The following is a 21,821-nucleotide window of genomic DNA, read 5'->3' on the forward strand; positions in this document are numbered from 1 at the left end:
AAAACTGTGGGAGCGGGCTTGCTCGCGAAGGCGTCAATTCAGTCAGCGAAGCTGTTGACTGAACCAGCGCCATCGCTAGTAGGCTCGCTCGTCTTGATCTGGGGTCATTGCGGCGACAATAGTCACTGCTGAACCATCGCAGGCACACACGCAGGTCGAATATATATATCGCGGATATTAATAACCGTTATAGCTAGACGCTTTAAAAAACTGTCAGTTCTAACAGTTGTGAAGAGGACCTTGAAAAATCAGGATATGGATCCGGTACTTCAACCCAGAATGATTTCGTCCCGGCATCCAACAAATCTTTCAAGGAGCTACAAAAATGAGCGTGATCCTTTTTCCAGACTCAATTAACAACACTATCCTTTGCAGTGCGGATCCGATGAACGGTGTAAAGGTAAAAGTGCGGCTGTTGCCAGGCACGCAGATCGGGGCCGTATTGAAACTGGATTGGCAGGGATGTAGCGATCCGGCGGGCCAGCAACCCATTCCCGGTACCGAGACTTCGCTCAATCACTTTGTCACTGAGGCTGACATCTCCAATGGTGTTGACGAAACCATTGGTCAGTGGTTAACGCATATCAAGCCAATCAAACATGGATCGGCGCGTGTTACCTGTACGATCAATGGTGGCGGGGAGACAAATGCAGTGGTCCGGGTAATTTTAGTGAATTTCGATGGGCAGTTTTGCGACGAAGTTTGAGGTGCATAAAGACTGATTTGCACAGCGAGCGGGATCTTTCGCGGGCGCAATGTCTTGAGGAATCCAGAATCGTAGGGGCGCAACAGTTGCAGATTGCGTAGCTCGGCTGCTCCCAAGTCGCCTCAGTCTCAGTCAACGCGAGTTGACTGAGACTGCATGCTGCATAGGGTTAGTTCGAAGCCTTCGCCTTGCCAGCGCTCATCAGCACGACCACCGCCAGCAGCGCGGACAAAATCGAACCCAGCAACACACCCACCTTCACCGAATCGACCAGGTGCGCTGCGCCCGGGAACGCCAGTGCGCCGATGAACAGGCTCATGGTGAAGCCGATCCCGCAGAGCAGGGCGACGCCGTACAGCTGCAGCCAGCTCGCGCCTTGCGGCAGCTGCGCCAGACCACTGCGAATCGCCAGGGCGCCGAGGCCGAGGATGCCGATCTGCTTGCCGAACAACAGCCCGAGCGCCACGCCCAGCGGCACCGGCTCAAGCAGGTTGCTCGGAGAAATGCCGGTCAATGACACGCCAGCGTTGGCGAAACCGAAAATCGGCACCACGGCGAAGGCCACCCACGGGTGCATTTTTTCTTCGAGGTACAGCAGTGGCGAGTTGTGCTCGTCTTCCGGGTTACCCAGCGGAATGCACAGGGCCAGAATCACCCCGGCGAGGGTCGCGTGGATCCCCGATTGCAGCATGAAGAACCACAGGAAGGCGCCGGCGATCAGGTATGGCCAAAGCTTTCTGACACCGCAGCGGTTGAGGATCACCAGCAGTGCAATCACCGCCAACGAGGCCAGCAGCATGCTTATCGACAGGCCGCTGGTGTAGAAAATCGCAATGATCACCACCGCGCCCAGGTCATCGAGGATGGCCAGCGCCGACAGGAAGATTTTCAGCGACACGGGCACCCGTTTGCCCAGCAGCGACAGCACGCCTAAAGCGAAAGCAATGTCGGTGGCCGCGGGGATCGCCCAACCGCTGAGGGTCTGCGGATTGCCCCAGTTGATTGCGACGTAGATCAAGGCTGGCACCAGCATCCCGCCCAAAGCGGCGAAACCCGGCAGCGCACGCTGACCCCAAGTCGACAATTGACCGGCGAGCATTTCGCGCTTGATCTCCAGGCCCACCAGCATGAAGAAGATCGCCATCAGGCCATCGTTCACCCAGTGCTCGATCGACAAGCCAGCGACTTTGATATGCAGGGTAGAGAAATACGTGGCCGCCCAAGGCGAGTTGGCGACCAACAGTGCGGCGAGGGCCGCGGCCATCAGGATCAGACCACCGGCGGACTCGGCGGCGAAGAATCGGGAGAGAAAGGCCAGCGCAGAAGGCGACTCCTGGCGGGCAGGGGCAGCATGCAGGCGTGACGGATCGTGGCTCATAGGCACGGCAACTCCGCGCGGCGGCCCGACCTGCGCTGAATTAAACCTGCCCTGCCGCGTTGTTGCGGTGGCACCCGGGCGGCATTTTACACAATAGGCGGGACGGCTGCGAAAAACTCGACGACGTGGGTCGCTGCCCGGCAATTTCTCGATACGTGGAAATTGGCTTCCTGATGTGTGCTTAGCTGTGCGCCGTCCGTTTCAGCCTCTGACCCTCTATAAAAATGAAAACAACCCTCGTCACCTTATTCGCTCTGTTATCAGTCATTCAGACCTCCCTGTCCGTTGCGGAAAATGCCAACGGCAAAAATCTGTATGTCCAGCGATGTGCTGTGTGCCACGGCGCCGATATCAAGGCAACCGGGCCATTGGCCAATAAAAGCAATCCGCCAACGCCTGACCTGACAACAGCCACCTTCAAGAAACGCCTTAGGGATTATCCGGGCGTCATCGTGTCCTCGATCATCCTTCGTCCCAATGGAAACCTGATTCCAAAAACCTTGCAGGACAACGGCGTGAAGATCGCGCCGCACGCCTGGAGCGTTCAGGATTTTCGCGATCTGCATCAATACATGAGTGAGGTGATTGCAAAAGCACGATGACCTGGAGATGAACGGCGGATCGGGTCTCCAAGGAATGAATTGCCGGGCTTAATAGGAAGCATTACTATTCACGCCCCTTTCCACCACACGCTGCCATGAACCCCATGCTGCCCCGCAGACCCGGCTTTTTCGAGCATTACGAAGAGTTGATCGGCACCTGGACCCGGCGTCTGCGCAATCGCGCGCAGGCCGAGGACTTGGCGCATGACACCTTTGTGCGGGTGCTCGAATCCGATTCGGCAGCGGTGCAGCAGCCACGTGCGTATTTGCACCAGACCGCCCGCAACATCGCGGTCGACGGTTATCGGCGTGAGGATCGGCGGGAAGCCATGGAGTCGCAGGCGATCGATCACAGTGTGTCGTCCACCGGCGACCCGGAGCATTACATGCAGGCGATCCAGCTGGCCGACTCCATCGAACGGGCGCTGCAGGAATTGCCGCTCAACTGCCGGAAGATTTTCGTCTGGCAGAAGATCGAAGGCCTGACCCAGGCGGAAATCGCTGAGCGCCTGGGGCTGTCCAGAAATATGGTCGAAAAGTATATGATCCGCACCCTGCGCCACTTGCGCGATCGCCTCGACGGCATGCAGTCATGAGCGGCCGCTGCTTTTCATCCCCAGCCCGACAGGACATTCCATGATGGATACCCGTGATTGCGCGTGCGGGCAAACAACGGTGCGTGATGAGGCAGCACGCTGGTTTGTGCGTTTGCAGGAGCCACTGATCAGTGCCGACGAACAGCAGCGCTTCGACGTCTGGCTGAACCAGCATCCGCAACACCGTGACGAATTCCAGTTGCTGCAAGGCTTGTGGACGGCGGCGGATCTGCTGCCGGCGCCGCGCCTCAAGGCCCTCGTTGAAACCCCGCCGAGCCGTCGCGAACGTCGCCCACTGGTGCGCTATGCCGTGGCGGCCAGTGTGCTGGCAGTGGCGCTCGGCCTCGGTTTGTTCAGTGGCTTGAATCACCCTGACGGTTATAGCGCCGAGTTCGCGACGGCGCTGGGTGAGCGCAAGCATGTGGCGCTGCCGGACGGATCGGTAATCGACCTCAACAGCCGCAGCCGTCTGCAGGTGCGCTATGAGAAGGATCGGCGGCTGATCGAATTGAGTGAAGGCGAGGCGATGTTCAGCGTTCAGCACGACACCGGGCGCCCGTTCGTGGTCGAGGCCGGTAGTGGCAAGGTCACGGTCACCGGCACGCGTTTCGATGTGCGCCGCGATGTCACGCAAACCCGGGTCGCGGTGGAGCAGGGCACGGTCAAGGTGCAGGGGCGCAATACGCCGGACAACGAGTTCATCAACCTGACCGCAGGCCTCGGCACCCATGTCGATGCCGAGGGCAAAGTCGCTGCCGCGTATGCGGTCAAGCCCGCCGAACTGACGGCCTGGCGCAGCGGCAAACTGGTGTTCAACAACGCCAGTCTCAGCGAAGTGGCGGCGGAAGTTTCGCGTTATCGCGACAAGCCACTGACGGTCAGCAACCCGGCCGTGGCCGGTCTGCGCCTGACCAGCGTGTTCAAATCCGACAACACCGACGCCTTGCTCAAGGCCCTGCCAAACATCCTGCCGGTGGCCGTCCGCACCCTGGCCGATGGCAGTCAGGAAATAATTTCAAAATAAAATTCAGGTTTTTTTCGAGTTCATCGTCTTCCTGTTCAACTGCAACTGGTTTGCATTAACAGACGCACACTCTTGCGATCCACAGGACTACGTTCGACGTGAAAAACACCTCAGCCAACAACAAAAAATCCCCTTGGTTGCCGCTGGCCCTCGCGCTGGCGGTCAATGCGGCGATGCCGCTGGCCTATGCCGCCGAGGCCATTCACATCCGCGCCCAGCCGTTGGGCCAGGCCCTGAGCGAGCTGGGCCAGCAAACCTCGCTGCAGGTGTTTTTCAGCCCGGATCTGGTCGCCGGCAAACAGGCTCCGGCGGTCGATGGCGACATTTCTCCCGAGCAGGCGTTGCGCCAATTGTTGCAGGGCAGCGGCCTGGACTATCAGATCAACGAAGGCTCGGTGACCCTGTCGCCGGCCGCAACTGCCGCCAGCAATGGCCCACTGGAACTGGGCGTGACCGACATCAAAGTGGTCGGCGACTGGCTCGGCGACGCCGATGCCGCCGTGGTGCAGAACCACCCGGGCGCACGCACGGTGATCCGCCGCGAAGCCATGGTCGAGCAGGGCGCGATGAACGTCAGTGACGTGCTCAAGCGCGTGCCCGGTGTGCAGGTGCAGGACTCCAACGGCACCGGCGGCAGCGACATCGCGTTGAACGTTGGCGTGCGTGGCCTGACTTCACGCTTGTCGCCACGCTCCACGGTGCTGATTGACGGCGTGCCCGCCGCGTTCGCACCGTACGGCCAGCCACAACTGTCGATGGCGCCGATCTCCTCGGGCAACCTCGACAGCATCGACGTGGTACGCGGCGCCGGTTCCGTGCGTTACGGCCCACAGAACGTCGGCGGGGTGATCAACTTCGTCACCCGCGCCATTCCGGAAAAAGCCACCGGGGAAATCGGCACCACGCTGGAGACCACCCGTTACGGCGGCTGGAAGCACATCGACACGGCGTTCCTCGGCGGCACTGCCGACAACGGCATGGGCGTGGCGCTGTTGTATTCCGGGGTCAACGGCAACGGTTACCGCGAGCGCAACAACGACAACGACATCGACGACGTGCTGCTCAAGACCCATTGGGCGCCGACCGATCAGGACGATTTCAGCCTCAACTTCCATTACTACGACGCCAGTGCCGACATGCCCGGCGGCCTGACGCAAAAGCAGTACGACGACAAACCGTATGATTCGGTGCGCGATTACGACAATTTCAGCGGGCGGCGCAAGGACGTGTCGTTCAAGTGGATTCGCCAGATCGACGAGCGCACCCAGGCAGAAATCCTCACCTACTACACCGACAGCTTTCGCGGCAGCACCATCGCCGCGCGCGACCAGAAAACCCTCAACTCGTACCCGCGTTCCTACTACACCCTCGGTGTCGAGCCGCGTGTGTCGCGGGTGTTTGATGTCGGCCCGACCACTCAGGAAGTCAGCGTCGGTTATCGCTACCTGAAAGAGGCGATGCACGAGCAGTCGAGCCGTCTGGCGCTGGTCAACAATCAGCCGGTGGTCACCCCGACGTCCGACGGCCATGTGTTCCAGGACCGCACCGGTGGCACCGAGGCCAACTCGGTGTATGTCGACAACAAGATCGACGTCGGCAACTGGACCATCACCCCGGGCATTCGCTTCGAGCACATCAGCACCGACTGGCACGACCGCGCCGTACTCGACACCTCGGGTAAACGCGTGCCGGAGAAAAACCGCAGCATCGAAAGCAACGAACCGCTGCCGGCGCTGAGCGTGATGTATCACCTGTCGGACGCGTGGAAACTGTTCGCCAACTACGAAACTTCGTTCGGCAGCCTGCAGTATTTCCAGCTCGGTCAGGGCGGCTCGGGTGACCAGACCGCCAACGGTCTGGAGCCGGAAAAGGCCAAGACCTACGAAATCGGCACGCGCTACAACGATGACGTGTGGGGCGGGGAAGTGACGCTGTTCTACATCGACTTCGATGACGAGTTGCAATACATCAGCAACGATGTCGGCTGGACCAACCTTGGCGCGACCAAGCACCAAGGCATCGAAGCGTCGGTACATTACGACATGGCGGCGCTCGATCCGCGTCTGGACGGCCTGACCGCCAACGCCGGTTTCACCTACACCCGCGCCACCTACGAAGGCGAGATTCCGGGCTTCAAGGGCCGTGATCTGCCGTTCTATTCGCGGCAGGTGGCGACCGTGGGCTTGCGTTACGACATCAATCGCTGGACGTACAACATCGACGGTTTCGCCCAATCGAAACAGCGCTCGCCGGGCACTGGGGTCAACGCCGATGGCAGCTTCAACGGCAACTACATCACCGAAGGCACGGCTGACGGGCAGTACGGCGACATCCCGGGTTACGTGACCTGGAACGTGCGCGGCGGGTACGACTTCGGGCCGCAGGTGTCGAACCTGAAGCTCGGCGCCGGGGTGAAAAATGTCTTCGACAAGCAGTATTTCACCCGTTCCAGCGACAACAATTCGGGAATGTATGTGGGCGCACCGCGGACGTTCTTTGTACAGGCCAGCGTCGGTTTCTAATGACGCCTGACCCTGTGGCGAGGGAGCTTGCTCCCGCTGGACTGCGCAGCAGGCCCGATTTTTTGGGGTCGCTTCGCAACCCGGCGGGAGCAAGCTCCCTCGCCACAATGATGGGTGTTCAGACCTTGAGGACTTTGCCGCCAATGGCTACTGCCACCAACAGCAGCGCCATCAAGCCGAAGGCAAAACTCAAACTGCTGGCATGCGCGACAAAGCCGATCACCGCCGGCCCCGCCAGAATCCCCGCATAACCCAGTGTGGTGATCGCCGGCACCGCGATGCTTTCCGGCATCACGGTTTGCTTGCCCACCGCCGTGTACAGCACCGGCACAATGTTCGAACAGCCGGCGCCGACCAGCGCATAACCCAGCAGCGCGGCTTCCCAGCTCGGGGCGAAGGTCGCCAGAAACAGGCCTGCCGCTGCCAGCAGACCGCCAAACAGAATGATCCGCGTGGCGCCTAGACGCCGGACAATCCGGTCACCCATCAGACGTCCGGCCGTCATGGTCAGGGCAAACGCCGCGTAACCGAGTCCTGCATACGCCGTGTCGATCCCGCGTTCCTGCGCGAGGAACACCGCGCTCCAGTCGAGCGCTGCGCCTTCGGTGAGGAACACGATGAAACACATCCCGCCGATGAACAGCACGATACCGTGGGGAATGGCGAACGCCGGCCCGGAGCTTTCACTGCCGTAGGGCAACATGTGCGGCACCGCTTTGAACAGTGCGCCGATCAACACCGCCACCACCACCAGCATCGCTGCCAGCGGTGTCAGCCCGAGGCCGAGCAGGGCGCTGACACCGGCCGCGCCGACGATCCCGCCGAGGCTGAACAGGCCATGAAACCCGGACATCATGTGCTTGCCGCTGGCCCGTTCGACGATCACCGCTTGCAGGTTGACGGTCGAATCCACCGTGCCCAAACCGGCGCCGAACATGAACAACGTGGCGATCAGCGCCGGTATCGACGACACCGTTGCCAGCAATGGCAGGGCCGCGCAAATCAGCAGGGTGCCGCCGGTGGCGACTTTGCGGCAGCCGAAGCGCGTGGCGAGAATCCCCGCAAGCGGCATCGCCAGAATCGAGCCGACTCCCAGGCACAACAGCAACAGGCCCAGCGTGCCTTCATCGAGTCCGGCGCGGGCCTTGGCGTACGGCACCAGCGGCGCCCACGCGGCAATCCCGAGGCCGGCGATGAAAAAGGCGATGCGCGTCGACATCTGTTGCAGGCGTCCGGGGACGAGGGTGTCTTGGGGGTTGAGGCTGGTCATATCGATCCTTGGCAAAAAACGTCGCGTCCCCGAATGACAGTGATCGCGCGTCGAGGTTCGATCGCAGGTCTTGGGGAAGTGCAGTCGACATCCTAACCTGTGGGAGCGAGCTTGCTCGCGAATGCGGTATATCAGCCAATGAATATGGCGACTGATACGCAGCCTTCGCGAGCAAGCTCGCTCCCACATTGGATGACCGGTGTTCACAAATGCCCGTTCTGTGCAGAACCCTGTGGGAGCGGGCTTGCCCGCGAAGGCGGTGGTTCAGGCAATGCATTTGGCGCCTGAAACAGCGCTCAAACCTGCATCAGTTTCTGCGTTCAGCGGGGAGCAAAAAGCGTCACTCTCGTCGCCTGATCACCTTGCACCATCAGGTGCAGGATTGCTTGCGGCGTGACCTCGTCCGCTTGGAAGCACTCGATGATCACTGTCTGTGCCGAGCACGCTTGCAATGTCAGTGTGTCGGCCTGACGCAACTGGCGCTTCAGCGCAGTGCTGACAGGAATCGGTGGATGTCCCGCACGAACCTGATCACAAAACTGCAGCGCCACTTCCCGGGGAGTGGGGGGCGGTGGCGAAGTCAGTCCGGCATCCTCGAACAGATGATTGAGTTGATCCGCAGCACTCACAGCACGGGGGAAGCCGGCAAAGGCTGAAGCCTGCAACAACACTTCGGTGATTTCCCCAGGCGCCAGACCCGCCGCCATTCCGGTTTTGAAATGTACGCTCAGCGGTGGCCCGACCATGCCCGACGCAACGATTGCAGCAAATGAAACCGCTTCACGCAGGCGTGGATCAAGGCCCGGCCGAGCGTGCAGATGCCCGTACACCACACCCACTGCCAGTTCAGCCAGCGTGGGGACTGTATGAAACAGTGCATCGAGGCGGGCGCCGCCGTCGGGAACAAGGTCGATGAAAGTCTGACGACCTTCGTTGTATAGCGTGAGCATGGGAGCGTTAGCGGTTTTCGGTTGCATGGCATGTCCTCAAGCAACGTGAGGATGGCGGCTGTTCAACTTCGCGAACTACGGCATGAAAGGACGACATCATAAGGATGGATCGGCATCGAAATGACACCGATCTCTACACCTTAGACGAACTCCACCACCGCCATTTGCCGTTTCATCAACACCTTGCCGCCGCGAATCGAATACAGCGGCAGGCCCTGGCTGCGGATCATTTCGTAATCGCTGTCCGCCGACAGAATCAGCAGGTTGGCCGGGCGTCCTTGTTCCAGGCCGTAACGCTCGCCCAGATGCATGGCTTTGGCGCTGTTATCGGTGACCAGATCCAGCGCGTTCTGCAGGTTGCGATAACCGAGCATATGGCAGATGTGCAACCCGGCCTCAAGCACGCGCAGGATGTTGCCGTTGCCCAGCGGATACCACGGATCGACGATCGAGTCCTGGCCGAAACACACGTTCATCCCGGCTTCAAGCAACTCGTTGACCCGGGTCACGCCCCGGCGTTTCGGGAAGTTGTCGAAGCGCCCCTGCAGGTGAATGCTTTCGGTCGGGCAGGAGACGAAACTGATCCCGGAATGGCCGAGCAGGCGGAACAGTTTGGCGCAGTAAGCGTTGTCGTAAGAACCCATCGCCGTGGTGTGGCTGGCCGTGACCCGCGCGCCCATGTCGCGACTGCGTGCCTCTTCGGCGAGCACTTCGAGAAAGCGTGAGTGCGGGTCGTCGGTCTCGTCGCAATGCACGTCAACCAGACACCCGGTGCGTTCGGCCAGGTCCATCAGAAACTTCACCGAACTGACGCCCTGATCACGGGTGTACTCGAAATGCGGAATGCCGCCGACCACATCGGCGCCCATGCGAATCGCTTCTTCCATCAGCTCGCGACCGTTGCGGTACGACTCGATGCCTTCCTGCGGGAACGCGACGATTTGCAGGTCGATCAGATGCCGGGATTCTTCGCGCACTTCGAGCATCGCCTTGAGCGCGGTGAGCTGCGGATCGGTGACGTCGACGTGGGTGCGCACGTGCTGGATGCCGTGGGCGGCCAAGGCCTGAATGGTTTTCTTGGCGCGGGTCTTGGTGTCTTCTTCGGTGATGGTGTCCTTGCGCTCTCCCCAGCACTCGATGCCCTCGAACAGCGTGCCGCTCATGTTCCAGCGTGGCTCGCCGGCCGTCAGCGTGGCGTCGAGGTGGATGTGCGGCTCGACGAAGGGCGGCACCACCAGATTGCCGCCGGCGTCGAGGTCGCCGGGGTTGAGGGTCGGAGCTTCGGTCTGGCGACCGATACTGCGGATCAGACCGTCTTCCAGGTGCAATTCGTGCAAACCTTCCTGGTTGCGCAGTCGGGCGTTGATGATGTGCATCAGGCGAATCCTTCTTATAGGTCTTGTAATGGCACGGCGGCGCGACGGGCGCCGAGCAGGCCGGTGACGATGACATACGTTAGCGCGGCGGCAGCAATCCCTACCAGCGGCGCAACCCACGGCGAGTGGAACGCAGCGAGTGTGCCGACCGCGTAAGCCCCCAGCCCCGGCCAGTTGAACGCCGGCAGCCGTGCGTCGGCCAGACGCGGATAGCGCCCGCGCCAACGGAAGAAAAAGTCGGCCATGATCACCCCGCCAATCGGCGGAATTACCGTACCCAACAGAATCAGGTACGGCACCAGCATGTCGTACATGCCCAGCAGGGCGAGCAGGGTGCCGATCACCGCGCCCGCCAGGGTCACGGTTTTGCGCCGCCCGGTGCGCAGCAGGTTGCAGCCGGCGACGGCGAAGTTGTAGATGGTGTTGTCCTGGGTGCTCCAGATATTCAGCAACAGCATGGCCATCGCGGCCATGGCGAAACCTTGCAGCAGCAACACTTCAACCACGTCCGGCTGCTGATAGACGATTGCGCCGTAGGCACCGATCAGCACCATCAGGCCATTGCCGATGAAAAAACCGATCAGGCTCGCCAGCACGGCAACCCGTGCCGACCGCGAGAAGCGTGTCCAGTTGGTCGCCTGGGTCGCGCCGCTGACGAAAGTGCCGAACACCAGCGTGATCGCGGTCGACCAGTCCAGCGAACCGCTCGGCACCACGGCCAGCAAACCATCGAAGCCGCCAACTTTCACCGTCGCCACCCACATCGACAGCATCAGCAGCAACATCATCGCTGGCACTGCGATGTACGACAGGATCTCCAGGCCGCGATAACCGACATACGCCGTGGCGCAGAACACCAGGCCGAACAGCACCATCAGGCCGAGCACCGTGCCCTCATCAAGATCGAAGTATTTGCCGAGCACCACGGCGGCGGTCGCAGTGCCCCAGGCGTACCAGCCGATCTGGGTGAAACCGAGGATCAGGTCGCTGAGCTTGCTGCCGACCTCGCCGAAACAGAAACGGCCCATCAGTACCGAATTCAGGCCACTTTTGAACGCGATGTAACCCAGCCCTGCCGCGTAGAGCCCGAGCAGCAGATTGCCGATGATGATTACCGCGAGCATCTCGCCAAAACTGAACGCGACGCCGAGCTTGCCGCCGGCAAACATGGTGGCGGTGAAGAAGGTGAAACCGAGCAGCACCATAGCGGTTGAGGCCAGGCCTTTGCGTGCATGCATCGGGACTTCGCTGAGGGGGTAGTCGTTGCCGGGATCGTTCTGCGTCATGGGGCGTTCCTTGCTGGATTGGGGAGACGCGGGGTGGGTTGCAGTGGTCGTGCCAAAGACCGTTATGCGGATTATGTATAGCTGAGTCAGGGATTTCGGGGCGAAAGCAGTGCACCAGAACACATACAGGCCCAATGTGGGAGCGGGCTTGCTCGCGAATGCGCCCGATCAGCCAATGCAGATGGCGACTGATACACCGCTTTCGCGAGCAAGCCCGCTCCCACAGTTTTGAACTGTGTTGGGGGCAGATGTCGGGGATGTCGCGGGAAGCCAAAAAGCATAGGCATAAAAAAACAGCCTCGGGGGGCTGTTCTCTATTTTCCTGACAAAACACCAGTCCTTTGTAGGAGTGAGCCTGCTCGCGATGGCATCGGCACATCTGAAATCAATGTGTCTGACAAACCGCTATCGCGAGCAGGCTCACTCCTACAGGGGGGATTGTGTTGAATCACTCACCGCGATAAATGCAACCGCTGGTGCAGGTCTCGTGAATGCGGATCGCGCTGAGTTCCGGCAGCAGGGGCTTCATTTCATTCCAGATGAATTTGGCCAGGACTTCGCTGGTCGGGTTTTCCAGGCCGGGAATGTCGTTCAGGTAGTTGTGATCCAGACGCTCGTACAGCGGCTTGAAAATCGCCTTGATCTCGGAGAAATCGCGGATCCAGCCGGTGTGCGGATCGAGGTCGCCGCTCAGGTGAATCGCCACCTTGAACGAGTGACCGTGCAGGCGCCCGCACTTGTGGCCGTCCGGTACGTGCGGCAGGCGGTGGGCGGATTCGAAAGTAAATTCCTTGAAGATTTCCACAGTATTTTCGGCTCTGTTCAGGTGGCGTTCGCCGCAGCGATTCGGGCAGGCGGCGAGTTTACCAGCTTGTGTTTGGCGATGCGGGAAAACACTGACTAAAGGGTCAGCAAGCGCTCGGCGAGGCGACCGTTGGCAGCCAGTTCAAGAAACTCGTCGCCGAGGCGGCGGCTTTCGTCCATCGCCGCGTGCCAGTACTTTTGGCGGCTCGGCGCATCGCCCATGAAGCGCTTGAAGTCGTTACGATCCGGCAGTTTGCCGTAGGGCAGGCGCGCCAGATATTCCTTCGACGGTGCCAGTAACAGCACGTCCTGCAAGCGCTCGACCGAGGCCTTGCGCCAAGGCAGAGTCTTGTCGAACCAGCCCGGAATCACCCGGTCGGTGAAGTGCGGATAGAGCACGATGCCGTCGCCGCTGTAGGGCAGGTCGAGGTGATAGTCGAGCAGCCCGCCATCGCGGAAGGTGCCGGCACCGGCACCCGGCAGGTCGCGCACGCCTTCCATGACCATCGGGATCGACCCCGAGGCTAGCAGCGCCTGGCGCAGGTTGCCGGCATTGAGGGCGACGAAGCGCGACGGGAAGTCGTGCAGCGCATTGACCGGCGGGGCGAGGCGCGGATCGTGAATGATCAGCCGTTCGAAGTGTCGCGACAGGCGCGCGCGACCGCGCAGGTTATCGGCGATTACCGAACCCAGCGCCAGGCCGAGGCGGCCACGATGATCGTCGGCCAGGCGTCCGTGGCTTTTGACCACCATGATGTTCAGGCGGTAGTCGGCATTGTTGAGGATGCTGGCGTCGCGGCCGTCAAGCAGGTCATTGAGCATGCGCTGCGAGCTCGCGCTGATCTCGGCCATGGTCACGCCTTTGTTGAAGTTCTGCTCGGCATACAAATGGCCGAGGCGGCGAATGCCTTCGGCGGCATCCGGCAGGCAGGCGCTGGCGAAGCGCCAGGAGCCGACCGACGCACCGATCAGCGAGCGCTCGCGCGGCGCGCTCGGCAGCCATTCGCCGAACAACGCCAGATCAAGCCCCTGAATCCCCAATGCCTTCGGCCCGCCGGCCGCACCGGGCAGGGTGCCGACGTCAGCGGCGTTCAGCCCTTGGGCACGAATGCGTGCCATGGCCCGAGGGCCGGCCTTGAGGGTGAGGGCTGGGAACTTGATGTGGATGGCGGTCATACCGGTCTCGATCGTTAGCAAGCTTTGGATTATAGGCGCACTACTTGACCCTGTGGGAGCGGGCTTGCTCGCGAATGCGGTGTGTCAGTCGCCATCATTATTGCTGACCCACCGCATTCGCGAGCAAGCCCGCTCCCACAGGGTTTTGCATGAATCTGCAAATGAGGTTGGTGCCAGGGGCAATGATGGCAATTCAGTTTCAGTTAAGTTCATCCCGCTAAGGTGCCCACCGTAGCTGCACATAAAAATACGGAGACACCCATGAAAACCCTGACTGCCCTGTCCATCGCCGCGATCATCGGCCTGACCGCCAGCCTCGCCCACGCCCGCGATCTTGGACCCGATGAAGCCCTGCGCCTGCGCGACGCTGGTACTATCGTGTCCTTCGAGAAGCTCAACGCCACGGCGCTGACCAGACACCCGGGTTCGACCATCACCGATACCGAGCTGGAAGAGCAGTACGGCAAGTACATCTACCAGATCGAAATGCGTGACCCGCAAGGGCTGGAGTGGGACCTGGAACTGGACGCGGTCAGTGGGCAAGTGCTCAAGGATCATCAGGATACTTAATGAAGCCGTATTTGTTACAGCCACGCACCGGCAGCCGACTGGCCCTGGTGCTATTGGCATTCTGCTCGGTGGCGGTGGCCCGTGATCTTGGCCCCGATGAAGCACTGCGTCTGCGTCAGCAGGGGGTGATCCTGCCGCTGGAACAGGTGCTGCAACAGGCACTGGATCGCTACCCCGGAGCGAAACTGCTGGAAGTCGAGCTGGAGGAAAAGCACGACGTCTATGTTTATGAAGTCGAGTTGCTGACGGTCGAGGGCGTGGCGCGCGAACTGCACCTGAAAGCCGATTCCGGCCAATTACTCAAAGACAAGGAAGATTGACCGATGCGTTTGCTTCTGGTGGAAGACCACGTGCCGCTCGCCGACGAACTGATCGCTGGCCTGCAGCGCCAAGGCTACGCGGTGGACTGGCTGGCGGACGGGCGCGATGCGGTTTATCAGGGCAGCAGCGAGCCCTATGACCTGATCATTCTCGACCTCGGCCTGCCCGGCGTTCCGGGATTGGAGGTGCTGGCGCAATGGCGCGCCGGGGGCCTGTCGACCCCGGTGCTGATCCTCACCGCCCGCGATTCCTGGGCCGAGCGCATCGAAGGCCTGAAGGCCGGTGCCGATGATTACCTGACCAAACCGTTCCATCCCGAAGAGCTGCATTTGCGGGTGCAGTCGTTGCTGCGTCGCTCCAAGGGCCAGGCCAATCAGCCGACGCTGAAAGCCGCCGGCCTGCATCTGGATGAAGGTCGCCAGTGCGTGATCCGCGACGGCAGCGAGATTCAGCTGACTGCCGCCGAATTCCGTCTGCTACGTTATTTCATGCTGCACCCGGAACAGATCCTGTCGAAGACCCACCTCGCCGAGCACCTCTACGACGGCGAGACCGAGCGTGATTCCAACGTCCTCGAAGTTCACGTCAACCACCTGCGGCGCAAGCTTGGTAAAGCCGTGATCGAAACCCGTCGCGGCCAGGGTTACCTGTTCGGCGGGCAAGCTTCGTGAGGTCGATCCAGCGCCGTTTGAGCCTGGGCTTGATCAGTGTGATGGTGATCGTCGGTCTGGTGCTGGCGCAAACCAGTCTGTGGTTGTTCGAAGTCGGTTTGCAGCGCTATCTCGAAGCCGGACTGCGCAACGACAGCGAAAGCCTGCTGGTGGCGCTGGTGCGAGGCCCGCAGGGGTTGCAGCTGGATGAGCGGCACCTGTCGCCGGCCTATCAGCGGCCGTTTTCCGGACATTACTTCCGCATCGATTTTGCCGACAGCCACTGGCGCTCGCGTTCGCTGTGGGATCAGGATCTGCCGCTGCTGGAACACCCCGGTTTGCACAGCAACCTGCAACTGGGGCCGGACGGTCAGCAGTTGCTGGTATTGCGCTCGGACTATCGACGTCTGGGGCAGTCGATCTCGATCAGCGTCGCCCAGGATTACACCCCGGTGCGCGAGAGTTTCCAGCGCATGCGCCAGATCGGTCTCGGCCTGGGGCTGGCCGGGTTACTGCTGATTCTGCTCCTGCAACGGCTGACGGTGCGCCGCGCGTTGAAGCCACTTGAACGGGCGCGCGAGCAGATCGCCCAGTTGCAACAGGGCCAGCGTTCGCAACTGGACGATCAGGTGCCGGTCGAGCTGGAGCCGCTAGTGGCACAGATCAACCATTTGCTGGCGCACACCGAGGACAGCCTCAAGCGTTCACGCAATGCACTGGGCAATCTGGGGCATGCGCTGAAAACGCCGTTGGCGGTACTGCTCAGTCTGGCATCGAGCGAAAAACTCGATGCCCATCCGGAGCTGGGCAAGATCCTCAAGGAACAACTGGAGCAGGTGCAACAGCGGCTCAATCGCGAACTCAATCGCGCGCGGTTGTCCGGTGATGCGCTGCCGGGTGCGTTGTTCGACTGTGACGCGGAATTGCCGGGCCTGCTGGCGACGCTGAACATGATCCACGGCGAGCATCTGGCGCTGAGCTACGTCGCGCCGCCGGGGCTGCAACTGCCGTGGGATCGCGAGGACTTGCTGGAACTGCTCGGCAACTTGCTGGACAACGCCTGCAAGTGGGCGGATGCCGAGGTGCGTCTGAGTGTGATCGAACGTACTGACGGCTACGCCCTGAGCGTTGAAGATGACGGGCCGGGGATTCCCGAAGAGCAACGCACTCAGGTATTCAGCCGTGGCACGCGGCTCGACGAGCAGACTGACGGGCATGGTCTGGGGCTGGGGATTGTGCGCGATATCGTCGAGACGTGGGGCGGGTTGCTGGTGTTGGGCGAGAGTGAGTGGGGCGGGTTGAAAGTGGTGATCGAGTTGCCTAAACGCTGATTTTCCCAACACCACAAATCCCCTGTAGGAGCTGCCGAAGGCTGCGATCTTTTGACTTTGATCTATTAAAAACCAAGATCAAAAGATCGCAGCCTTCGGCAGCTCCTACAGGGTAGGGTGGGGCAGTCAGACCCGGAACTGATCCATCAGACTCTGCTGCTGATTCGCCAGGCTGTTCAGCGACTGGCTCACCCGCGCCGACTCGTTGGCCTGCCCGGACAGCGATTCGGTCACGTCGCGAATGGTCGCCACGTTGTTGTTGATCTCCTCGGCCACCGCGCTCTGTTCTTCCGCCGCGCTGGCGATCTGCAGGTTCATGTCGCTGATCACCGTCACTGCATCGCCGATCTGGCGCAGTGCGGTCACCGCTTGCCCGACCTGCTCGACACTGCCCTGCGCCTGACGATGGCTGTTGCCCATCGACCCGACCACATCCTGAGTACCGGTCTGCAGTTGTTCGATCACCTGACGGGTTTCTTCCACCGACTCTTGGGTGCGGCGGGCGAGGTTGCGCACTTCGTCGGCGACCACGGCAAAACCGCGCCCGGCTTCACCGGCGCGGGCGGCTTCGATCGCGGCGTTGAGCGCCAGCAGGTTGGTCTGTTCGGCAATGGCGCGGATGGTTTCCAGCACAGTGCCGATCTTCTCGCTGTTGGCGGCCAGGCCTTCGACTTGAACCATCGCCGCGCTCATGTCGGCGGCGAGGGTGTCGATGCTCGCGGTGGTGCGGTCGATCACGGTCAGGCCCTGACGGGTGGCGCGGTCGGCGTCCTTCGCCGCTTCGGCGGCTTGCGCAGCACTGCGTGCGACGTCCTGCGCGGTGGCGCTCATTTCGTGGGACGCAGTGGCGACCTGATCGACCTGACGGTATTGCTGTTCCATGCCGGCGCTGGTCTGGGTGGCGATGGCCGAGGACTGGTCGGCGGTGTTGCGCGCGTCCTGCACCGAGCGTTTCACTTCGGCGATGATCGGCTGCAACTTGTCGAGGAACTTGTTGAACCAGCCGGCCAGTTGACCGAGTTCATCTTTCTTGTCATAGGCCAAACGGCGGGTCAGATCACCTTCACCACTGGCGATGTCTTCGAGCATGTGGGCCACGCCGAGGATCGGTTTGGTCACGCTGCGCGCCATCAGCCACACCAGCAGCAGGCCGACCAATGCCGCCAGCACGCCGAGGCTCAGCTCGATCAGGGTGCCGGAGTTGTTGCTCGCATCGAGTTGCTGCTTGAGCGCTTCGGCGCGGCTGACCAGCACCTTTTCCGGCACGTCGAGCAATACGCCCCACGACGGACCGCCGGGGATCGGCTGGAACGGCGACAGCACTTTCAACTGGCCGTTGCTGTGCAGGCTGCTGACGCTGCTGCTGGCGGCGAGTTGACGCAGCAGTTCGGCGCCGCTGACGGTATCCACGGCATCCAGGCGCTTGCTCAGTTTGCTCGCATCCGGGCTGTAGCCGGCGAGCAGACCGGTGGGGCTGATGATGCTCACGGCAGTCTGGCCGTCGTAGAGCTTTTTGCTCGCGCCCTGGCTGATCGCTTGCAGGCTGTTGAGGTTGATGTCTACCGACAGCGAGGCGATGACTTTACCGTTGACCATCAGCGGGAAGACGATGCTGGTCATCAGCACGTTCTGACCGTCGATCACATAGAAGTACGGTTCGATCACGCACGGCTTGAGCGTGGTGCGCGGGCAGGTGAACCAGGCGTTGGCGGCCTGACCGCTGGGGCCGGTGCTGGTGTCGGCCATGTCGCTTTCCGGCAGCGCCATCGAGGTGACTTTGCCGGGCGTCGGCTGCGACCAGTACAGGGCGAAGCGGCCCTTGTCATTGCTGCCCAGCTCGGCCTGACCGGCGAACAGCTCATCTTTGCCGTCCAGCGCATTGGCTTCGAACACCAGCGACAGACCGAGCAGATCCGGGTTGGCTTGCAGGGCGGACTTGACCTGGCGGGTCATGTCTTCGCGCAGGTCGAAGGCGTCGAGGAAGCGCTTCTCGGCCTGTTCGCGCAGGAACAGCACCTGCCGCGAGAAACCGTGACCGTATTGATAGGCGTCCATGAACTGCTGGCGAATACCGGCAGCCTGCACTTCGCCTTGCGATTCAATGCGCGCCTGGGCTGACTCGGTCAGCATCTCCATGCTCGAAGCTTTCACCAGCTCGGAGCTGTGCTCCATGCGATACAGCGAAAGACCCACCAGCAGGGTCACGATGCCCGCCAGGCACAGGCCGGCGAGCAGGGTGATTTTCCATTGAATGGAAAGTTGTCTGAGCGACATGGAGACGTCCTTATTCGATAAATATCTGAGACTTTGCACTGTAACGGCCGCGTTTCGGCTTTCTTTATTGTTCAGGCGCAATATGACCAATTGCCGCAGCTGAGTGACATTTAGGCCCCTGTGGCGAGGGAGCTTGCTCCCGCTGGGGGTGCGTAGCGCCCCCAAACCCTGCTAATGCGGTCATTCAGGCATAACGCGTCTACCGAGTTTGCGACTGCTGCGCAGCCGAGCGGGAGCAAGCTCCCTCGCCACAGGGATCTCCTGCGCATCACCGGGTTCTGCATTGTCAGTTACATTTCAGTTCAGCCGCTCGCTTTGACACCGCCGCCACTCTGCGGCACAGTGCGCGCCCTTCTAATAAGACCCTCTTTGCAAATCCGCCGGTCAAGCGTTGGCGGACTCATCCTGTCTGGCGGTGATGATTTCATCGCAGTGTTTTTGAGGTAGTGAAATGAATGCAGTGATTGCTGCGGTCGGCGTCATGCTGATCCTCAGCCTGTCCCGCGTGCACGTGGTGATCGCCCTGATCGTCGGTGCGTTGGTCGGTGGCCTGACCGGTGGTCTGGGCATCGACGCCACACTCAAGGCGTTCAACAGCGGCCTGGGTGGCGGGGCGACGGTGGCGTTGTCCTACGCATTGCTCGGCGCTTTCGCCGTGGCGATTGCTAAGTCCGGACTGGCCCATGCGCTGGCCGACAAGGCCCTGGCGATGGTCGACCGCCAACACTCGACCGGCGGCGGCAGCGTCAAGTGGCTACTGATCGGCCTGCTGTGGGTGGTGGCGATTGCCTCGCAGAACATCCTGCCGATCCACATTGCGTTCATCCCGCTGCTGGTGCCGCCGCTGCTCTATGTACTGACCAAGTTGCAGCTGGATCGCCGGCTCATCGCCTGCGTCATGACCTTCGGCCTGATCACCCCGTACATGGTGTTCCCGGTGGGTTTCGGCAACATCTTCCTCAACCAGATCCTGCTGGCCAACGTCAGCAAGGCCGGGGTCGATATCAGCCAGATCAACGTCATGCACGCCATGGCGATTCCGGCCCTGGGCATGGTCTTCGGCCTGTTGATGGCGGTGTTTTTCAGCTATCGGAAAAAGCGCGTTTACGATCTGGAAAAGATTGAGCAGGTCGAACAGGTCAGCGTCGCCTACAACCCGAAGACCATTGGCATTGCCGGTCTGGCGATTGCCGCCGCGTTCATCATTCAGTTGCTGCTGGATTCGATGATTATCGGCGCACTGGCCGGGTTCCTGATCTTCTCGGCCTCGGGCATCGTCAAGTGGCGCGAGACCGATGACCTGTTCACCGAAGGCATGAAAATGATGGCGATGATCGGCTTCATCATGATCTCCGCCTCGGGTTTCGCCGAAGTGCTCAAGGCTACCGGCGAAGTGCGCTCGCTGGTCGAAAGTGCGGCGGCGTGGATCGATCACAGTCAGGCGATCGGCGCGCTGTTGATGCTGCTGGTGGGCCTGATGGTAACCATCGGTATCGGCTCGTCGTTCTCCACGGTGCCGATTCTGGCAGCGATTTTCGTGCCACTGTGCGTGCAGTTGGGCTTCAGCCCGATGGCCATCGTGTGCATCGTCGGCACCGCCGGGGCGCTGGGCGACACCGGCTCGCCGGCCTCGGACTCGACACTGGGCCCGACCTCCGGGCTGAACGTCGATGGCCAGCATCACCACATCTGGGACACTGTGGTCCCGACCTTCCTGCACTACAACCTGCCGCTGCTGGCGTTTGGCTGGGTGGCCGCGATGGTGTTGTAAACGCTGAAACCTGTGGGAGCGGGCTTGCTCGCGAAAGCGGTGTATCAGAAACATAAATGTTGACTGACACGACGCCTTCGCGAGCAAGCCCGCTCCCACAGGGGAATGCGGTGAATCCCCCGCTCAACTTTTGCTTGCGCGTGCCGTTAACGCCTTTAACCACGCCAATAAAACCAAAAGAGTGAGCCCCCCATGCGCTTGAGTCTCAAGGCCAAAGTCCTGTCCCTTGCCGTCCTGCCGGTGCTGCTCTTTGCGCTGGTCATCAGCCTGACCACGCTGTTCATTCTCCAGCAACAGGCGCACACCGAAGTCGAACAGACCCGCGAGCGCTTGCTCGCCGACGCCAAGGCCACGCTGCAAAGTTACGTCGCCGTGGCGATGACCACGATCAAGCCGCTGTACGACGCTGCCGCCCCCGGTGACAACGCGGCGCGGGCGCAGGCGATCAAGCTGCTGTCGGGCATCCGCTACGGCAAGGACGGCTACTTCTTCGGCTACGACTCCGAGACCGTGCGCCTGTTCAAGGCCAACGACCCCGAAGGCGTGGGCAAAAGTTTCAAGGACAACCGTGACCCGAATGGCGTCTACGTCAACCTCGGCCTGGTGAAAGTGGCGAAGGACGGCACCCACTATCTGCAATACAGCTCACCACTGCCGGGCAATGCCAACGTGCTGGTGCCGAAACTCGGTTACACCGAGTACCTGGCGAAGTGGGACATGGCGGTCGGTACGTCGGTCAACCTCGACGGCATCGAAGCGCAAGTCGCGGTGGTGCAGGCGCAAGTGCAGGAGCGCATGGAAGGCGTGATCCTCAGCATCGTTGGTGTGGCGCTGGTGGTGCTGTTGGTGATTGCCATCGCGGGGATGCTGCTGGCCAACACCATTCTGCGCCCGCTGAACCTGATGAAAGCCAACCTCGACGACATCGCGGCGGGCGAGGGCGATCTGACCCGTCGGCTGAACATCACCAGCCAGGACGAACTCGGCGAACTGGCTGGCTCGTTCAACCGTTTCGTCGACAAGATCCACGGTCTGGTGCGGCAGATCACCGAGATGACCACGCAACTGACCGGCCTGGTGACCCAGGTTTCCGATCAGGCTCAGCGTTCCGATCAGGCGATGGAGCGTCAGCGCCACGAGACCGATCAGGTCGCCACGGCGATCAACGAGATGTCCGCCGCTGCTCAGGAAGTTGCCAAGAGCGCGCAGAACGC

18 protein-coding genes and 2 pseudogenes are annotated in these 21,821 nt (G+C 61.3%); 11 read left to right on the forward strand and 9 right to left on the reverse strand.

The annotated features are described in order from the left end of the window. Positions 1–325 precede the first annotated feature (325 nt). Positions 326–706 (forward strand): hypothetical protein, encoded by a 381-nt coding sequence (locus tag NTD85_RS13285; protein WP_262142367.1) that lies wholly within the window; start codon positions 326–328, stop codon positions 704–706. Positions 707–875: 169 nt separating this feature from the next. Here NTD85_RS13285 and nhaA read toward each other — a convergent pair whose 3' ends face one another. Beyond that, positions 876–2,084: a Na+/H+ antiporter NhaA gene (nhaA, locus tag NTD85_RS13290; RefSeq protein WP_262142382.1), complete on the reverse strand. Its 1,209-nt coding sequence runs from the start codon at positions 2,082–2,084 to the stop codon at positions 876–878. 224 nt (positions 2,085–2,308) lie between these two features. On the opposite strand from nhaA, the gene NTD85_RS13295 reads away from it, so the two are divergent. The 4 genes from NTD85_RS13295 to NTD85_RS13310 all read left to right on the forward strand — a co-directional run bounded on the left by NTD85_RS13295 (position 2,309) and on the right by NTD85_RS13310 (position 6,828). Continuing rightward, complete coding sequence (locus tag NTD85_RS13295; RefSeq protein WP_262142368.1) at positions 2,309–2,686, forward strand: cytochrome c; 378 nt, start codon at positions 2,309–2,311, stop codon at positions 2,684–2,686. A 95-nt stretch (positions 2,687–2,781) separates the two neighbouring features. Then, a complete protein-coding gene (locus NTD85_RS13300) occupies positions 2,782–3,282 on the forward strand; it encodes a sigma-70 family RNA polymerase sigma factor (RefSeq protein ID WP_003223490.1) in 501 nt (166 codons plus the stop codon). A gap of 40 nt (positions 3,283–3,322) precedes the next feature. Next, positions 3,323–4,306, forward strand: coding sequence for a FecR family protein (locus NTD85_RS13305; protein ID WP_262142369.1), 984 nt, complete (start codon positions 3,323–3,325; stop codon positions 4,304–4,306). A 98-nt stretch (positions 4,307–4,404) separates the two neighbouring features. Beyond that, a complete protein-coding gene (locus NTD85_RS13310; RefSeq protein ID WP_262142370.1) occupies positions 4,405–6,828 on the forward strand; it encodes a TonB-dependent siderophore receptor in 2,424 nt (807 codons plus the stop codon). 118 nt (positions 6,829–6,946) lie between these two features. On the opposite strand, the gene NTD85_RS13315 is transcribed toward NTD85_RS13310, so the two are convergent. The 6 genes from NTD85_RS13315 to NTD85_RS13340 form a co-directional block, all read right to left on the reverse strand. Continuing rightward, positions 6,947–8,098: an MFS transporter gene (locus tag NTD85_RS13315; RefSeq protein WP_262142371.1), complete on the reverse strand. Its 1,152-nt coding sequence runs from the start codon at positions 8,096–8,098 to the stop codon at positions 6,947–6,949. 320 nt (positions 8,099–8,418) lie between these two features. After that, the gene (locus tag NTD85_RS13320; protein ID WP_262142372.1) at positions 8,419–9,075 is read right to left on the reverse strand and encodes a carboxymuconolactone decarboxylase family protein; all 657 of its coding nucleotides are present in this window, start codon (positions 9,073–9,075) and stop codon (positions 8,419–8,421) included. A 113-nt stretch (positions 9,076–9,188) separates the two neighbouring features. Further along, a complete protein-coding gene (gene codA / locus NTD85_RS13325; RefSeq protein ID WP_262142373.1) occupies positions 9,189–10,424 on the reverse strand; it encodes a cytosine deaminase in 1,236 nt (411 codons plus the stop codon). Positions 10,425–10,438: 14 nt separating this feature from the next. Continuing rightward, a complete protein-coding gene (gene codB, locus NTD85_RS13330; protein ID WP_262142374.1) occupies positions 10,439–11,710 on the reverse strand; it encodes a cytosine permease in 1,272 nt (423 codons plus the stop codon). A gap of 448 nt (positions 11,711–12,158) precedes the next feature. Next, positions 12,159–12,515 carry a 6-carboxytetrahydropterin synthase QueD gene (queD, locus tag NTD85_RS13335; protein WP_003223505.1) on the reverse strand — a complete coding sequence of 119 codons (357 nt, stop codon included), beginning with the start codon at positions 12,513–12,515 and terminating at the stop codon, positions 12,159–12,161. Between the two features lie 95 nt (positions 12,516–12,610). After that, positions 12,611–13,690, reverse strand: coding sequence for a patatin-like phospholipase family protein (locus NTD85_RS13340; protein ID WP_262142375.1), 1,080 nt, complete (start codon positions 13,688–13,690; stop codon positions 12,611–12,613). A 261-nt stretch (positions 13,691–13,951) separates the two neighbouring features. Between NTD85_RS13340 and NTD85_RS13345 the strand changes: the two genes are divergently transcribed. Genes NTD85_RS13345 through NTD85_RS13360 form a run of 4 tightly spaced genes read left to right on the forward strand, consistent with a single transcriptional unit; the run spans position 13,952 to position 16,562 of the window. Further along, the gene (locus NTD85_RS13345; RefSeq protein ID WP_003223509.1) at positions 13,952–14,260 is read left to right on the forward strand and encodes a PepSY domain-containing protein; all 309 of its coding nucleotides are present in this window, start codon (positions 13,952–13,954) and stop codon (positions 14,258–14,260) included. Continuing rightward, on the forward strand, positions 14,260–14,580 hold the full coding sequence (locus NTD85_RS13350) for a PepSY domain-containing protein (protein ID WP_003223510.1): 321 nt from the start codon (positions 14,260–14,262) through the stop codon (positions 14,578–14,580). Before NTD85_RS13345 ends, NTD85_RS13350 begins: the two co-directional genes overlap by 1 nt. 3 nt (positions 14,581–14,583) lie before the next feature. Next, positions 14,584–15,252, forward strand: coding sequence for a response regulator transcription factor (locus tag NTD85_RS13355; RefSeq protein WP_003223514.1), 669 nt, complete (start codon positions 14,584–14,586; stop codon positions 15,250–15,252). Beyond that, positions 15,249–16,562 carry a sensor histidine kinase gene (locus NTD85_RS13360; RefSeq protein ID WP_262142376.1) on the forward strand — a complete coding sequence of 438 codons (1,314 nt, stop codon included), beginning with the start codon at positions 15,249–15,251 and terminating at the stop codon, positions 16,560–16,562. Before NTD85_RS13355 ends, NTD85_RS13360 begins: the two co-directional genes overlap by 4 nt. Before the next feature lie 126 nt (positions 16,563–16,688). On the opposite strand, the gene NTD85_RS27760 is transcribed toward NTD85_RS13360, so the two are convergent. Together NTD85_RS27760 and NTD85_RS27765 are read right to left on the reverse strand one after the other, a co-directional pair. Beyond that, positions 16,689–17,444, reverse strand: a complete 756-nt coding sequence (locus NTD85_RS27760) for a methyl-accepting chemotaxis protein (protein WP_371262551.1) — start codon at positions 17,442–17,444, stop codon at positions 16,689–16,691. 102 nt (positions 17,445–17,546) lie between these two features. Further along, positions 17,547–18,836 (reverse strand): annotated as a pseudogene (locus tag NTD85_RS27765) (HAMP domain-containing protein); the annotation flags it as partial. A 451-nt stretch (positions 18,837–19,287) separates the two neighbouring features. Here NTD85_RS27765 and NTD85_RS13370 point away from each other — a divergent pair. Both NTD85_RS13370 and NTD85_RS27770 read left to right on the forward strand, forming a co-directional pair. Next, positions 19,288–20,607 (forward strand): Na+/H+ antiporter family protein, encoded by a 1,320-nt coding sequence (locus tag NTD85_RS13370; protein ID WP_003223519.1) that lies wholly within the window; start codon positions 19,288–19,290, stop codon positions 20,605–20,607. A gap of 192 nt (positions 20,608–20,799) precedes the next feature. After that, a pseudogene (locus NTD85_RS27770) lies at positions 20,800–21,576 on the forward strand (cache domain-containing protein); the annotation flags it as partial. Positions 21,577–21,821: the final 245 nt, after the last annotated feature.

Source organism: Pseudomonas sp. 13B_3.2_Bac1 (genome assembly GCF_025466205.1).
GTDB classification, from domain to species: domain Bacteria; phylum Pseudomonadota; class Gammaproteobacteria; order Pseudomonadales; family Pseudomonadaceae; genus Aquipseudomonas; species Aquipseudomonas fluorescens_H.

What these genes read in the sequence shown, in the direction of transcription:
- NTD85_RS13320 (WP_262142372.1), bottom strand. Translation starts at nt 9,075, where the DNA reads ATGCAACCGAAAACCGCTAACGCTCCCATGCTCACGCTATACAACGAA.
- codB (WP_262142374.1), bottom strand. Translation starts at nt 11,710, where the DNA reads ATGACGCAGAACGATCCCGGCAACGACTACCCCCTCAGCGAAGTCCCG.
- NTD85_RS13285 (WP_262142367.1), top strand. Translation starts at nt 326, where the DNA reads ATGAGCGTGATCCTTTTTCCAGACTCAATTAACAACACTATCCTTTGC.
- NTD85_RS13350 (WP_003223510.1), top strand. Translation starts at nt 14,260, where the DNA reads ATGAAGCCGTATTTGTTACAGCCACGCACCGGCAGCCGACTGGCCCTG.
- nhaA (WP_262142382.1), bottom strand. Translation starts at nt 2,084, where the DNA reads ATGAGCCACGATCCGTCACGCCTGCATGCTGCCCCTGCCCGCCAGGAG.
- codA (WP_262142373.1), bottom strand. Translation starts at nt 10,424, where the DNA reads ATGCACATCATCAACGCCCGACTGCGCAACCAGGAAGGTTTGCACGAA.
- NTD85_RS13340 (WP_262142375.1), bottom strand. Translation starts at nt 13,690, where the DNA reads ATGACCGCCATCCACATCAAGTTCCCAGCCCTCACCCTCAAGGCCGGC.
- NTD85_RS13355 (WP_003223514.1), top strand. Translation starts at nt 14,584, where the DNA reads ATGCGTTTGCTTCTGGTGGAAGACCACGTGCCGCTCGCCGACGAACTG.
- NTD85_RS13295 (WP_262142368.1), top strand. Translation starts at nt 2,309, where the DNA reads ATGAAAACAACCCTCGTCACCTTATTCGCTCTGTTATCAGTCATTCAG.
- NTD85_RS27760 (WP_371262551.1), bottom strand. Translation starts at nt 17,444, where the DNA reads ATGGAACAGCAATACCGTCAGGTCGATCAGGTCGCCACTGCGTCCCAC.
- NTD85_RS13345 (WP_003223509.1), top strand. Translation starts at nt 13,952, where the DNA reads ATGAAAACCCTGACTGCCCTGTCCATCGCCGCGATCATCGGCCTGACC.
- NTD85_RS13305 (WP_262142369.1), top strand. Translation starts at nt 3,323, where the DNA reads ATGATGGATACCCGTGATTGCGCGTGCGGGCAAACAACGGTGCGTGAT.
- NTD85_RS13370 (WP_003223519.1), top strand. Translation starts at nt 19,288, where the DNA reads ATGAATGCAGTGATTGCTGCGGTCGGCGTCATGCTGATCCTCAGCCTG.
- NTD85_RS13315 (WP_262142371.1), bottom strand. Translation starts at nt 8,098, where the DNA reads ATGACCAGCCTCAACCCCCAAGACACCCTCGTCCCCGGACGCCTGCAA.
- NTD85_RS13300 (WP_003223490.1), top strand. Translation starts at nt 2,782, where the DNA reads ATGAACCCCATGCTGCCCCGCAGACCCGGCTTTTTCGAGCATTACGAA.